A 14,466-nucleotide genomic window follows, 5' to 3' on the forward strand; every position below is an offset into this window, starting at 1 on the left:
AAACCAAAGAAGAGTATGAGAAGAATAACAATGGCCTTGGATCTGGTAGATGATCCAAATTTGATCGCCGAATATGAAGCATACCATGCGGAAGTATGGCCTGAGATACAAGCGTCTATCCGCGATGCTGGTGTGACCCACATGGAAATATACCGATTTGGTAACCGCCTATTTATGCTGATGGATGTAGATGATACGTTTACATTTGAACGCAAAGCCGAGATGGATGCTGCCAATGCGAAAGTCCAGGAATGGGAGGCCTTGATGTGGAAATTTCAGCAAGCCGTTCCCGGAGCAAAGCCGGGCGAAAAGTGGGTGATGATGAATAAAATTTTTGAGCTATACTAGATAATGAAAAGAGAACGATTGGCGTATTTGCAAATTCATCCGGAGGATAATGTCTTGGTTGCCCTGCGGGACCTACCGGAAGGATTTATGGTCGACTTTAAGGGCGTTCAGTTTCCCTTACTACAGGCAGTTGCCGCAAAACATAAATTTACGATCACCGCATTGCCGCAAGATGCGTCGATTTTTATGTACGGCGTGTTGGTGGGCAAGATGAATGTCGCCGTGAGGCAGGGAGCGCTCATAAGCACTGAAAATTTGCGACATGCATCCGACGATTTTAAGATGGGCACAAGAAAGCTTTCTTGGATTAAGCCCGATGTGTCTGCCTTTAAAGGGCGGACCTTCAATGGTTTTCATCGCAGCAATGGCACGGTTGGTACGGCAAACCATTGGTTGGTCATTCCGCTGGTATTTTGTGAAAACCGAAATGTGCTGACGCTGAAATCGGCATTGGAGGAGAAGTTGGGCTATCAACTGGAGTCGAAAGATTATTCGGACGAGGTGGACGAGCTTATTGCACGCTATAAGTCCGGAGCCTCTGTTGACGAACTTTTAGCGGTAGATCTGTCTTCTGCAAAGGCAAATGTGCGTGAAAATAGGTTGTTCGCAAATGTCGATGGTGTCAAGTTTTTGAATCACGATATGGGCTGCGGTGGCACGCGGATGGATTCCGATGCCCTTTGTGGTCTATTGGCGGGCTATGTCACGCACCCCAATGTGGCGGGTGCTACCATATTGAGCTTGGGTTGCCAGCATGCGCAGGCTTCCATTTTAAAAGAGGAGATCAAAAAGCGCGACCCGCAGTTTGATAAACCTTTTTTTGTCTTCGAACAGCAATTGGAGGGTACCGAACAGGAATTGATGCAAAAGGCAATTAAAGCGACGTTTGCGGGATTGAGCATGGCAAACGAGCAGAAACGTAGTCCAGCGTCCTTGGATAAACTGTGTATCGGTCTCGAATGCGGTGGGTCCGACGGTTTCTCGGGCATATCGGCAAACCCTGCTTTGGGCTACCTTTCGGATATGTTGATCACGCTCGGAGGGTCGGTTATTTTGGCGGAGTTTCCAGAGTTGTGCGGTGTCGAGCAGGAGCTGAGTGATCGCTGTATCGATGAAGCCACGGCCGAAAAATTTATGCACCTGATGAAGACCTACAATGCGAAGGCCGAAGCCGACGGTTCTGGATTTTACATGAACCCCTCGCCGGGGAATATCCGCGATGGGTTGATCACCGATGCCATTAAGTCGGCCGGTGCAGCCAAAAAAGGAGGTACATCGCCGGTGACCGCCGTTGTGGATTATCCAGAGCTGGCTAATTTCGCAGGTTTAAACCTTTTGTGCACACCTGGCAACGATGTAGAAAGCACCACGGCTGAGGTGGCGGCTGGTGCCAATGTTGTGCTTTTTACAACCGGTTTGGGAACACCAACGGGCAACCCTGTGGCCCCCGTGATCAAGTTATCGACCAACACGAAAACTTTTGAAAAGATGCCGGATATCATTGATTTAAACTGTGGTACCATTATCGATGGCGAAGAAACCATCGAAGAAGCGGCGCATCGTATATTGGAATATGTTATTGCGGTGGCAAGTGGGGAGTTGCAACCGAAGGCTGTCCAGCTTGGACAGGATGATTTCATTCCATGGCGAAGGGGCGTTTCGTTGTAGTCTAGTCATTATAAACTAAAATTTATCAATATGAGAAAGCTATTGATCTTTGCGTTGCTGCTCGGCATGTTGAACAGCGCGTCTGCACAAACTGCCTATCAGCCGACACCGGCAAATGTAGAAAACAGAAAATGGTTTGAAGAAGCTCGCTTTGGTGTGTTTATACACTGGGGCGTCTATTCGGTGTTGGGTGATGGTGAATGGGTGATGAACAATAAAAATCTTGGTATCGATGAATACGGGTTGCTGCCGTCCTTTTTCAACCCGATCGATTTTGATGCGAAAGCATGGGCTAAGCTTTTTAAGGATGCTGGTGCGAAGTATATTACATTTACCACGCGGCACCATGATGGCTTTTCGATGTGGAATTCGCAAGCATCGGACTATAACGTCGTAAAGGCGACGCCGTTCAAGCGGGATATTGTTAAAGAACTTGTCGAGGCTTGCCGCGCGGAAGGTATTCGTATCATGTTCTACTATTCCTTACTGGATTGGAAGCGGGATGACTATCTACCTTTTGGGGGTACGGGCAAAGGTATAGCGGGCAGAAATGCCGATAACGGGAATTGGGATAGCTACATACAATTTATGAAGACGCAGCTTACCGAACTGCTGACAAACTACGGACACATCGATGGGATCTGGTTCGACGGGCACTGGGACAAGCCCCAGGCGAACTGGCATTATGATGAGATTTATTCGTTAATTCATAAGCTGCAACCCCATTGTTTGGTCGGCAACAACCACCATATCGCACCCATCGAAGGGGAAGATTTCCAGATGTTTGAGCGCGACCTACCCGGACATAACACCACCGGTTTTGGAACTGCAGCAGATGCCGTAGGCAGTCTTCCAAAAGAAGTTTGCGGCACGATTGCGGGGTCTTGGGGCTTCGATATTAAAGATAGGCAGCGTAAATCGTTTAAAGACGTGCTGAGTTATTTGGTAAAAGCAGCCGGTTATGGTTCCAACTTGCTTCTCAATGTGGGGCCGATGCCTAACGGCGAGATTCAGGATTACCAGCAAGAGCGCCTCAGGCAATTGGGTGAATGGTTGAAAACGTATGGGGAAACAATCTACGACACCGAAGGTGGATTTATACCGCCAACGGATGATTATGCGCTGACGAAAAAAGGAAAAACGGTTTATTTACATATCCTAAATTCGGAAAAGGACAATTTTCTGATTCCCAATTTTACCGCTAAATTGTCTTCGCTATCAACTTTCGATGGTAAAACAAAAATTAAATATCATCAGCTGGAAAACGATGTCCTTGTGGTACAACTCCCCGAAGGACTTCGCCACGCGGATGATTTGGTATTAAAGCTAAGTATTAAATAATATGTCAAAATTAAAAGACAAAGTAGCCATTATTACGGGTGGTGGCAGTGGAATAGGTCGTGCAATTTCAGAGCTATTCGCGAAAGAAGGTGCCGCCGTGCATATTTTGGATCTGAATGCCGAGGTAGGCCAAGGCGTAGTGACGGATATCGTCGCTGCGGGTGGTTCTGCGAAAATTCACGCCTGTAACGTCAGTGATCAAGCTGAAGTGGCAGCTATCGTATCTGCTATTGGTAAGGTGGATATATTGGTAAATAACGCCGGAATAGCCCATGTGGGCAATCTGGAGAAATGTGCAGAGGCAGATTTCGAACGTGTGTTTCAAGTGAATGTGAAAGGTGCATACAATGCTTTGCACGCCGTCGTTCCGCAAATGAAGCAGCATGGCGGCGGCGCGATCCTAAATTTGGCATCTATTGCAGCTGTCGTCGGTATCGCGGATCGCTTTGCCTATTCGATGAGTAAAGGTGCGATCTACGCGATGAGCATGTCGGTAGCACGCGATTATATGAAGGATAATATCCGCTCGAACTCGATCTCGCCAGCTCGCGTACATACACCATTTGTCGATGGTTTTATTTCGAAAAACTATCCCGGTCAGGAAGCGGAAATGTTTGAAAAACTGTCGCAATCGCAACCGATAGGCAGGATGGCCAAGCCAGAAGAAATTGCTAAATTGGCCTTGTTTCTATGTTCAGATGATGCAGCCTTCATCACTGGAAATGATTACCCAATCGATGGCGGCTTTATTAAGTTGAATAATTAGAAAGTGAAAAGTAAGAAGTGAAAAGTAAGAAGTGAAAATTCAAAAATAAAAAGTCAAAAGTGAAAAGTGAAAATTCAAAAGTAAAAAGTAAGAAGTGAAAATTCAAAAGTTGGAATTAGGAAGTTAGAGATCGAAAGTTAGGATTCAGAAGTTGGAGATCGAAAGTTAGGATTCAGAAGTTAGAGATCAAAAGTCAGGATTCGGCAATAAACATTAAAAAGATAACATTTAAAAATAAAAAGAGTGGGGCGGTTAATTGTGGTATTTGTTATTACTAAATACTAAATACTAAATACTAAATACTAAATACTAAATACTAAAAATACAATACCCACTCTCAAATACTAAAATAACATGAAATTAATACGTTTCGGAGAAACTGGAAGAGAACATATCGGTGTTCAGATTGATGGTGTAAATTACGATGTATCTGCTTTTGGCGGCGACTATAACGAGCAGTTCTTTGCGGAGAATGGCTTGGCAAGATTGGACGAGTTCGTAAAGGCTAATGCGGGTAGACTTATTGAAATTCCTGCGGACAGTCGCTTAGGTGCTCCTTTTGCGCGCCCGTCTAAAATTGTTTGTATCGGTCTGAATTATAAAGACCATGCAGCGGAAACTGGAGCTGCGATTCCAGCGGAGCCTATTATCTTTATGAAGTCTACAACCTCTTTGGTTGGGCCCTATGATCAAATCGTGATCCCGCGTGGCTCAGAGAAGACAGACTGGGAAGTGGAGTTTGGTATTGTAATCGGCAAAAAAGCGTCTTATGTGGACGAAGATGATGCGCTTAACTATATTGCTGGCTATGTATTGCATAATGATGTGTCTGAGCGTGCCTATCAATTAGAGCGTGGCGGCACGTGGGATAAGGGAAAAGGATGTGATACCTTTGCGCCTATGGGGCCATACCTGACTACGGCAGACGAAATTCCAGATATCAACAATGTACGTTTGTGGTTGAAGGTAAACGGCGAGACTTACCAAGACGGAAACACCAGTAACTTAATTTTCTCGGTGGCACATGTCGTTTCCTATGTTTCTCAGTTCATGACCTTATTGCCGGGTGATGTTATCTCGACAGGTACACCTGCAGGTGTTGGGCTGGGCTTTAATCCACCTATCTATCTGAAAGCTGGCGATGTGATTGAACTGGGCGCCGACTATTTGGGTGAATCTCGTCAAGAAGTCGTTGCATACTCACAAAAATAAAAAAATAGCTTATGCGCATAGACGCCCACCAGCACTTCTGGATTTTTGATGCCGAGCGCGACGCTTGGATAACGGATGAGATGTCGGCCATCCAACGCAATTTCTTACCGACAGACTTAGCACCGCAGCTTAAGGAAAACGGTATTGATGCTGTCGTCGCGGTGCAGGCATCGCAATCTGCGGAGGAGACTCGGTTTTTAATCGACCTTTCTACCATGTATGCTATGGTGAAGGCAGTGGTAGGCTGGGTAGACTTACAGGCCGATGATATCGCTGATCAGTTGGCGCATTACCAGCAGTTTCCAATTGTGAAAGGATTTCGCCACGTGATCGAAGCAGAAGAGGATCCTGATTTTTTAATCCGACCCTCGTTTTTGCGTGGCATTACGGCTTTAACGGCTTACGATTACACCTACGATTTGCTCATTCGCCCACGACATTACCAAAGCACATTGGCCTGTGTTGCCGCAAATCCAGCTCAACGATTTGTGTTGGACCATATGGCCAAGCCAAATATCCGGGCGAAAGAGTTTGAGGAGTGGGCTGCTTTCATCAAGGAATTAGCAGCTTTTCCGAATGTGCATTGCAAGGTGTCTGCTTTGGTGACGGAAGCGGACTGGGAAAACTGGACGCCAGATGATTTTAAGCCTTACATTCACCACGCCATTGCCTGTTTTGGTAAAAGCAGGGTGATGTTTGGCACGGATTGGCCTGTTTGTCTTGTGGCTGCATCGTATGCGGAGGTGATCGCAGTCGCTGAACATAGCTTGGAAGGGTTTACAGAAGATGAACGTCAGGCGTTCTGGGGTGGCAATGCGGCAAGCTTTTATCATGTATAGATTGAAAAAATAATGGATTTAAATTTAAAGGATAAGATTTTCATCGTCACCGGTGGTGCGAAAGGTATCGGTAAAGCAATTGTTATTGCGCTTGCCAAAGAAGGCGCTGTGCCGGTCATCGTAGGACGTAAACAGGCGGATAATGACATCGTGAAGGCAGAGGTCGAAGCATTGGGCGGTAAAGCACTAAGTGTCGAAGCCGAACTTTCAGATCCTGCACATTGCAAACATGCTGTAGAGCAGACCTTGGCGGTCTATGGCCGTATCGATGGACTGGTCAATAATGCAGGCCACAACGATGGTGTAGGACTTATTTCGGGTAATTATGAAGGGTTTGTGGCTTCTTTGCACAAGAATTTAATTCACTACTACCTGATGGCGCATCACTGCATTGATGCCCTCCGCGTGGCTAAGGGCACGATTTTAAATATCAGCTCGAAAACAGCAGAAACGGGGCAGGGGAACACGTCAGCGTATGCTGCAGCTAACGGCGGGAGAAATGCCTTAACGCGCGAATGGGCCGTAGAGTTATTGCCATACAGTATTCGTGTCAACGCCATCATCGTTGCCGAATGTGCTACGCCACAGTACGACTCCTGGATTCAGACCTTGGATAATCCAGAAGAGACGCTTAAAAAGATTACAGACCGCATTCCGCTGGAACACCGGATGACTACGGCCGAAGAAATTGCGAATACAGCCGTGTTCTTATTATCTGAAAAATCAAGCCACACGACTGGGCAACTCGTTCATGTAGACGGTGGTTATGTACACTTGGATCGTTCGTTGATTAAGGAGAATTAAAAATTAAAAAGTAATAAGTCAAAATTCAAAAGTGAAAAGTTAAAATTTAAAAGTTAAAATTTAAAAGTGAAAATTGATAAGTGACAAGTCAAAATTCAAAAGTTAGTACCAAAGCTTAAGATTTGACGGTTGGAACGTAAGATTGACGGGGTGGCAGATGTGAGGCGGTATGCTGAGCGGATGTCTCCCCGTCATGCTATACTGCGGCGTAGCTTTCTAATTGCTGGATGATGATGCAAAATACATGTACCGACTTACTTACTGTGATCGCATTTCGAGTTTTTGTCGAAGGGCTCGATATGGATAAATACGTTGCCGATATTGGGTATGTTGGCAATGAGGTAATCCTTTAATCGGTGGGCAATGTCATGTCCTTCTCTCACCGATATGTTGGGGTCGACGACAGCATGGAGGTCGATCTGAAATAGCATCCCTATTTTCCGGATGTAACATTTCTCGATCAATAGCACACCATTCACTTTTAACGATTGTTTTCTCACATCGTCTTCCAGCTCTTCATACCTGTTTTCATCCATAATCTCCGCAAGCGCTGGGCGAAAGATACCGTAGCAGTTGTATAGAATAAGTGCCGACGCGAAGAGTGCTGCCCAGTCGTCAGCACTTTCATAGCCTTCGCCGGCAAACAAAGCTATCGATATACCGATGAACGCTGCTACGGAGGTGATGGCATCAGATCGGTGATGCCAGGCATCTGCTTTTAGGGAGGTACTATTTAAAGCCTTGCTGCGCTTCATCACAATTCGAAAAGAAATCTCCTTCCAAATAATAATACCGGCAAGCACAATTAAGGTCCAAGGTTCAGGTAAATCGTGAGGTGTTTTTATATTCTCTATACTTTCTTTTGCAATGACGAAAGCGGAAATCACAAGGAAAATAACAACGATAAACGTGATAAGCGGCTCGATACGACCGTGTCCGTAAGGATGAGACTGGTCCGCTGGACGTTTGGAATACTTTAGGCCTAGCAATACAAGAAACGAAGAAAATATGTCTGCTGTAGACTCAATAGCATCTGCGATAAGCGCGTAGGAATTTCCAAAAAATCCTGCTAACCACTTAATTAAGGCCAGAAGGAAGTTTGTCAGTATGCTGAAATATGTCGTTCGTATAGCTTTATCGGAATTTGACATACGTCTTTTTTTTGCCAAAGATAGGGCATTTATTTGAACTGTCTCGATGTCGATCAGGAAAAAGACTGTAAGAGCGACAAAAATTTATTTAACAGCACAAATAGGACGAATATATCGACGAATTTAAGTAATCGACTATGCCGCACTTTGTAAGGTTATTGTTAAAGTCTAAGACAAACTCGAAAAGGGTTTTTAAAAAGTAGTATATTGCTGCTATGAAAAAGATGCGATGGATACGAGCGTTTCAGCTCTTCGAACAGTTTCGGAAAATGTCGATATCCACAAAGGAATTTGACAGTGCGGAGGCAAAAGCGGCAAACTTGAACGAAAAAGCCAGCGACTTCAAATTGCTTATTGCGATGGGTAGGGACACGATAGCAGGACGTTACAAAATGAATAAATGGAATTTATCGGTGATTGTCGGTACCATTGTCTATGTGGTTTCACCTTTAGACGCCATTCCAGATGTGATCCCCGTGCTGGGATGGATCGATGATCTTACTATCGTAGGGTATGCCGTAGCGAAACTCACGGACGAAATGCGGAAATATAAAACCTTCAAGGAAAATACAGCAGCGGCTATTTCATAAAAGCTTCTTGTAGAAACTCGTTGAAATCTTCACGTTGTTGGATAGCATAGCTGGTTACGCAATACCTTACCCTATACCAGAGCAAGTAGTGGCAAAGATAAGTACAAAAGCCACAAATGCCAGTACTAGAAATGTAGTTAGGGGTGTTCTTCTCATTATTGTTTACTGTTCGTTGTTTGTTCAACACCGATATAAACAATTTGCATGCCCAAATCGTTTTGCACATATTAACTTTATATAATATTGTGTTAACATACGAAAAGTGCCTATATTTTTAAATAGATGTAGTAATTTTACTACAATTGAAAGAGGCAATAGCACAGTATATCCTGATATTGCCTTGTTTTTATCTCCATAGGCGGTTCTTTGTTCCGCCATTTGTTTAGGTCGCTAGGTTAATTGCTGCATAAGCTGATCGAATTCTGCCCGTAATGTCGATAACTGCGTTTCCAGGTTGGCAACGCGTTCCTGCAGGTCCTGTACCTGACTTGCTCCGCCACTGTGTTCTACCGTAGCCGCGGTGTCGTAATCCTCTTCATTGATCTCGCCTAAAAGGTGCACGTAGCGCACTTCCTTCTGTCCAGCGCGCTTTGGCAGCATCCTAACAAACGCTGGTTGTTGTTCTTGAAGACGGTTCAATACCTCTTGCACCTCGTCAATGCTTTCAAAATCAAATAAACGACCCGCATTGGAATTAATCTCGCCGGGAGTCAGCGGCCCTCGTAAAAGGAGTAAGCAGAGCGCCGCCAAATCTTGCGGAATCAAGGGATATTGGATGGCGACATTGTGCTTGTATTTGGTGACGCGGCTGCCGCCGCCGACCACCGTAGACACCAAGCCACGTTTCCGTAGCTGGTCCAACGTCTCCATGATGGTATGTTCGTCATAAGATACGACAGGCTTACGCGATGTTTTTTGATTACAGGCAGCTTGTAAGCTGTTGATCGTCATGGGGTAATATTCCGGTGTCGTTTTGGCTTTCTCCATAAGACATCCTAAAACACGTAATTCTTCTGCACGTAATAGCGGTAAGCTCGCTGTTTCTTCCATCTGTTATCAATTTATTTGGCCTGAACACCTATTTAAGAATATTGCTATCCATTTTTTGTGTCTTGCCGATTGCGCCTTCGTTAATTTTTTTCGAGATAGCGAGCCGCCGTCGACGCGAAGTTCACCGTGTAGATCTAAACAGGCCCTTCGCTTTCGAAGATAAAAAAAATATATAGGTTTCAAAATAGATAGCACCACGTGAAGCGATCATTGTTGAAAGGAATTTTTTAGCCTTAAATCTTTTAGTAAATTCGCGGTAATCAAAGAGAAAGACTGTGCTACGAATTGCGCATCATGCCGCATACATACATCCGCTGCGGGAAGGACATCGCTTTCCCATGTTAAAATATGAGCTTATTCCGGCGCAATTGCTGCACGAAGGCGTCGTCAGCAGTGCTAATTTCTTTGCACCGGAATTGGCCCAACACGCAGACGTTCTGTTGGCGCATGATGGGCATTATGTGCAAGCGCTGTTAGACTTAACCTTAGACGCACGGATGGTGCGTAGAATAGGGTTTCCGCTGTCAAAAGAATTGATAGATCGCGAGTTTTATCTTGCGGAAGGCACCATACGGTCCAGTGTTTATGCGTTGGAATATGGTGTAGCGTTCAATACTGCTGGCGGTACACACCATGCAGGCCGTGATTTTGGAGAAGGGTTTTGCTTGCTCAACGATCAAGCCGTGGCGGCGGCCTACCTCGTTGATCGGAAACTCGCCGAGCGCATACTGATTGTTGATTTAGACGTGCATCAAGGAAATGGTACCGCACACATCTTTACAGGTAATCAGCAGATATTTACATTTAGCATGCACGGCGAAAAGAACTTTCCCTTTATCAAAGAACAATCAGACTTAGATGTGCCGCTGGATGATGGATTAGATGATAATGCATATCTCACCCTGCTGGATCAACATTTAGCGCCGGTTTTCGATCGCGTGCGTCCAGATTTTGTATTTTATCAGGCAGGTGTCGATGTACTCGCGACTGATAAGCTCGGGAAGCTGAAGCTCAGTGAAGAAGGATGTCGATTGCGCGACGAACGCGTCTTTCAGATCTGCCGTCGACGCGGAATCCCCGTGCAAGTAAGCATGGGGGGTGGATACTCTACCCATATCAAGGATATTGTCAATGCGCACGTCAATACGTTCAAGGCCGCCATACAGATATTTGATCTTTAATAGTTTTTTATATGCTTAACTTCTCACTTTTATTTTCAACTTCTCACTTTTGACTTCTGACTTGTTAATTCTTACTTTTAACTTTTTAATTTTAACTTTTTAATTTTCCCCATGTTTTTTCACCAAGACGCCATATTTGACCAACTGTCCATACATCGGGTAGGCAATAAAGCACAGGACGAGTATTTTGTGTTATCAGATAGTCCTATAGACCTTAGTCAAGACGAAGTGTTGCCCGATTTGTTAATGCAATACTTTATGAAGCCCTTCGGCAAAGCCAATGAAGTATATCGTTTTTATCATCCCAACGAAGATTTACAACTAAACGAAGTATACCATTTCGCCAAGCAATACTTCGACGACAAGATCGCCTTTCATGATATGTCGCAGCAGCTTGCCAAACATTTGTATGAAGTTTCCGAGCACCCGAAGATAAAAGGTGGGGAACTGTATATCGTCGCGCTAAAAAACGTGCAGATGGAGGGCGAAGACCACGATGCCATTGGTATTTTCAAATCTGAAAATAAAGAGGCTTATCTTAAGGTATACCCGAATGGAGAAGGTTTTGACCTTGATTACGAACAAGAAGCCATCAATATCAACAAATTGGACAAAGGGGTAGTTATTGTCAATGTAGAGGAAGAAGAGGGCTACAAGGTATTGGTCGTCGACCAAACCAATCAATCGGAAGCTGTCTACTGGAAAGATGATTTCTTAAAAATACGTACCCGCAATGATAATTACCAACAAACAGGGAATATCATGAAGGTATATAAAAAGTTTGTCAACGAGAAGCTGGATGAAACCTTTGAGCTGGAAAGTGCCGACAAGATCGACTTGCTGAACCGCTCCATGAACTACTTTAAAACGAAAGAAACGTTTGATCAAAGTGAGTTTGAAGAAGAAGTTATTGCCAATCCAGATGCGGCTGCGCTATTTAAAAGCTACCAGCAAAATTTCGAAGAAGAGTTTGATACCGCTTTCCAATCCAGTTTCGAGATAGCCACACCAGCTGTCAAGAAGATGGCGTCGACCTATAAATCGGTGTTGAAGCTTGATAAAAATTTCCATATCTACATCCACGGTAAACGCGATTATATAGAGACGGGATTTGACGAGGAGCGGGGACTTCACTATTATAAGTTATATTTTGAAAACGAGACACAAGCTTAGCAGCCGAGGAGCCCTCAGCCTACGCAGCTATTTGATGACGTTAGGTGTGTTATTAGCTGCGTTGCTGTTGATCATGGGCATACAGCAATCTCCTGCGTTTGTCGAACGGTATTACAGCAGGGGCTTTTATCCGCTTTTTTCGCATGTGCACAAATGGCTGTTTGGTTGGCTGCCCTTTAGTTTTGGGGATATTTTTTATGCCTGCTTCGTGGTATTGATCTTGTTGCTGCTTATTCGTTGCCTAGCTACATTGTTCAGGAAAAAAGGATATTTAGCCCTTCGGCAGTTTGTACAGCTCGTGATCCTGCTGTTGTCTTCCTACCTTTATTTTTACCTAAGTTGGGGATTGAATTACTATCGGGTACCCCTTCAAGAGCAGTTAAATTTAAAGGTAGAACAGATTGATAGCGCAGATTATTTCGATGTATTGGATCGCTATATTGCCAAGGCCAATGCGCTGCGCGCAAGCTTACCAACGACAGACATAGCGCGAGAAAGTACACGCAAAGAGTTAGCGCAATTTATGGAGGAGAATGATGCGGTGTTTCCTATGCTTTCGCGCACGCAAATTCACGCCAAGCAACCGCTCTCCAGCGCGCTTACATCCTATTTCTCCGTTACTGGCTACCTCAATCCCTTTACCCAAGAGGTACAGGTGAATGGTATCGCCCCAATGGTAGGCTATCCTTTCACCGTTGTCCATGAATTAGCCCATCAAATGGGCGTAGGCTTTGAGGATGAATGTAATTTTATTGCTTTTGTCGCCCTGCATGATCATGCCAATCCACATTACCAATACGCCGCCTATTACGAGACGGTGCAGTACCTGCTTCGTCCGCTCTACGTTCAGGATGAGCGGCGCTACCAGTTTTACATCGGCAAATTAACAGATGCGGTAAAGCAAGATTATGCCGACGAACGCCAGTTTTGGAAAGCATACAGCGGCCCGGTAGACCGGGTAATGAGTTTCTTTTACGGCGGTTACTTGAAGCATAACAATCAGCCCGAAGGCTTTGCTCGCTATTCGCTTATGTCTCGCTTGGTCATTGCCTGGGATAAGCAGCAACAACATACGCCGTAAAAAAGGGAAGCTATTTCTCTTTTTTAGCTTAAAGATTCATCTTAGGGCGTACCACTTTTACCAAGAAGGTGTAGGCTAAAATAGCGCCTGTTGCAGCCATAACGACACCTATCAACGACGGGTAATTGTAAGCATAGCCCAACGTGATGGGAATGGCACCAAGATAAGCGCCGAGTGTATTGCCTATATTGAAACTGGCTTGTCCGGCGGCAGCGGCAAATGTTTCCGCTCCCTTGGCATTGTTGATCAGCATCATTTGTAAAGGCGAGCCGATAGAGAAGGAAATCATGCCCGTGATGAAAGCCATCGGGTATGCCAGGATGGTGATATGGGCCGTGAAGAATACAACGACCAAGCAAACGGACATGGCCGAAAAACTCAATATCGCCGCTTTCGATGGAGAGATGGTATCCGAAAGCTTTCCGCCGATGATATTCCCAAAAAACATACCCAGCCCAATAAGCACCATGATGATTGGCACACGGTCCGCATCAAGATCGGAAACATACGTGACGAGCGGCGCGATATAGGAGATCCAGGCGAAAAGTCCACCCGTTCCGATCGCGATAACAGCCACCATCAACCAGGCATCCCACCGTGCAAAATAGCCTATCTGCTTCATGATTTTATTTGTCCGGTCTGCTTCAATCTTCGGCATCCAGAAATAAATGGCCAGGAATGTAACCAAACCCAAAAGACTAATAAGTGCATAAGTTATTCGCCAGGAATAATGATGGCCAACGTAGGTGCCTAGGGGCACTCCTGCTAAATTGGCGATAGTCATTCCAGTAAACATCATGGATATTGCCTGTGCTTCCTTCCCCGGTTTCGCTAGCCTAGCCGCTACCACCGAGCCCACGCCAAAAAATGCGCCGTGGGGCAGGCCTGCGATAAAGCGAGACGTTAGGAGCAACAGCTTATTGGGCGCAAAAGCAAAAATGCCGTTGAAGATAAAAAAGAGGAGCATTAAAAACAGCAATACGCGCTGTGGTGAATATTTTGCCGTGAAGGCCACGAGGGTAGGTGCCCCAACAACCACGCCGAGCGCATATAAGGCGATTAGATTGCTGGCGGTAGGTATATCGATGTTTAAATCTTTTGCAATGTCTGGAAGGATACCCATCATGGTAAATTCTGTCATACCGATGGCTAATCCACCAATGGCTAAGGCGATTAGTGCTTTGTTCATGTATTATCTGTGTGAGACGGCAAAGGTAGCTTTTATTGGTCAATGCGAATAATTAATTTTTTATGAACAGGTT

14 protein-coding genes are annotated in these 14,466 nt (G+C 45.1%); 11 read left to right on the forward strand and 3 right to left on the reverse strand.

Going from position 1 to position 14,466, the window contains the following annotated elements:
- Nucleotides 1-15 precede the first annotated feature (15 nt).
- The 7 genes from B0I21_RS18855 to B0I21_RS18885 all read left to right on the forward strand — a co-directional run bounded on the left by B0I21_RS18855 (nt 16) and on the right by B0I21_RS18885 (nt 6,978).
- On the forward strand, nt 16-348 hold the full coding sequence (locus B0I21_RS18855; RefSeq protein WP_133642048.1) for an L-rhamnose mutarotase: 333 nt from the start codon (nt 16-18) through the stop codon (nt 346-348).
- 3 nt (nt 349-351) lie between these two features.
- The gene (locus B0I21_RS18860; RefSeq protein WP_133642049.1) at nt 352-2,016 is read left to right on the forward strand and encodes a UxaA family hydrolase; all 1,665 of its coding nucleotides are present in this window, start codon (nt 352-354) and stop codon (nt 2,014-2,016) included.
- Between the two features lie 30 nt (nt 2,017-2,046).
- Nucleotides 2,047-3,357 carry an alpha-L-fucosidase gene (locus tag B0I21_RS18865; RefSeq protein WP_133642050.1) on the forward strand — a complete coding sequence of 437 codons (1,311 nt, stop codon included), beginning with the start codon at nt 2,047-2,049 and terminating at the stop codon, nt 3,355-3,357.
- Nucleotide 3,358: 1 nt separating this feature from the next.
- The gene (locus B0I21_RS18870; RefSeq protein WP_133642051.1) at nt 3,359-4,123 is read left to right on the forward strand and encodes an SDR family NAD(P)-dependent oxidoreductase; all 765 of its coding nucleotides are present in this window, start codon (nt 3,359-3,361) and stop codon (nt 4,121-4,123) included.
- A 354-nt stretch (nt 4,124-4,477) separates the two neighbouring features.
- Entirely contained in the window at nt 4,478-5,335 is an 858-nt protein-coding gene (locus tag B0I21_RS18875; RefSeq protein ID WP_133642052.1) for a fumarylacetoacetate hydrolase family protein, read from the forward strand.
- An 11-nt stretch (nt 5,336-5,346) separates the two neighbouring features.
- A complete protein-coding gene (locus tag B0I21_RS18880) occupies nt 5,347-6,174 on the forward strand; it encodes an amidohydrolase family protein (protein ID WP_133642053.1) in 828 nt (275 codons plus the stop codon).
- A 12-nt stretch (nt 6,175-6,186) separates the two neighbouring features.
- On the forward strand, nt 6,187-6,978 hold the full coding sequence (locus B0I21_RS18885) for an L-fucose dehydrogenase (protein WP_133642054.1): 792 nt from the start codon (nt 6,187-6,189) through the stop codon (nt 6,976-6,978).
- Between the two features lie 254 nt (nt 6,979-7,232).
- Here the strand turns inward: B0I21_RS18885 and B0I21_RS18890 are convergent, their stop codons facing one another.
- On the reverse strand, nt 7,233-8,129 hold the full coding sequence (locus tag B0I21_RS18890) for a cation diffusion facilitator family transporter (RefSeq protein ID WP_133642055.1): 897 nt from the start codon (nt 8,127-8,129) through the stop codon (nt 7,233-7,235).
- Between the two features lie 224 nt (nt 8,130-8,353).
- Here B0I21_RS18890 and B0I21_RS18895 point away from each other — a divergent pair, with 224 nt between their 5' ends.
- Nucleotides 8,354-8,719 (forward strand): YkvA family protein, encoded by a 366-nt coding sequence (locus B0I21_RS18895; RefSeq protein WP_208292396.1) that lies wholly within the window; start codon nt 8,354-8,356, stop codon nt 8,717-8,719.
- Between the two features lie 390 nt (nt 8,720-9,109).
- On the opposite strand, the gene B0I21_RS18900 is transcribed toward B0I21_RS18895, so the two are convergent.
- Nucleotides 9,110-9,769, reverse strand: a complete 660-nt coding sequence (locus tag B0I21_RS18900; RefSeq protein WP_133642057.1) for a YceH family protein — start codon at nt 9,767-9,769, stop codon at nt 9,110-9,112.
- A 275-nt stretch (nt 9,770-10,044) separates the two neighbouring features.
- On the opposite strand from B0I21_RS18900, the gene B0I21_RS18905 reads away from it, so the two are divergent.
- From B0I21_RS18905 to B0I21_RS18915, 3 genes are all read left to right on the forward strand, one after another.
- Nucleotides 10,045-10,950, forward strand: coding sequence for a histone deacetylase family protein (locus B0I21_RS18905; RefSeq protein ID WP_133642058.1), 906 nt, complete (start codon nt 10,045-10,047; stop codon nt 10,948-10,950).
- A 111-nt stretch (nt 10,951-11,061) separates the two neighbouring features.
- Nucleotides 11,062-12,123, forward strand: a complete 1,062-nt coding sequence (locus B0I21_RS18910; RefSeq protein ID WP_133642059.1) for a nucleoid-associated protein — start codon at nt 11,062-11,064, stop codon at nt 12,121-12,123.
- Nucleotides 12,101-13,204, forward strand: coding sequence for a DUF3810 domain-containing protein (locus B0I21_RS18915; protein WP_133642060.1), 1,104 nt, complete (start codon nt 12,101-12,103; stop codon nt 13,202-13,204). Before B0I21_RS18910 ends, B0I21_RS18915 begins: the two co-directional genes overlap by 23 nt.
- A 28-nt stretch (nt 13,205-13,232) precedes the next feature.
- Here the strand turns inward: B0I21_RS18915 and B0I21_RS18920 are convergent, their stop codons facing one another.
- Nucleotides 13,233-14,393, reverse strand: a complete 1,161-nt coding sequence (locus tag B0I21_RS18920) for an MFS transporter (protein ID WP_133642061.1) — start codon at nt 14,391-14,393, stop codon at nt 13,233-13,235.
- Nucleotides 14,394-14,466: the final 73 nt, after the last annotated feature.

The sequence above is a fragment of the Sphingobacterium paludis genome (assembly GCF_004364125.1).
Taxonomy (GTDB): domain Bacteria; phylum Bacteroidota; class Bacteroidia; order Sphingobacteriales; family Sphingobacteriaceae; genus Sphingobacterium; species Sphingobacterium paludis.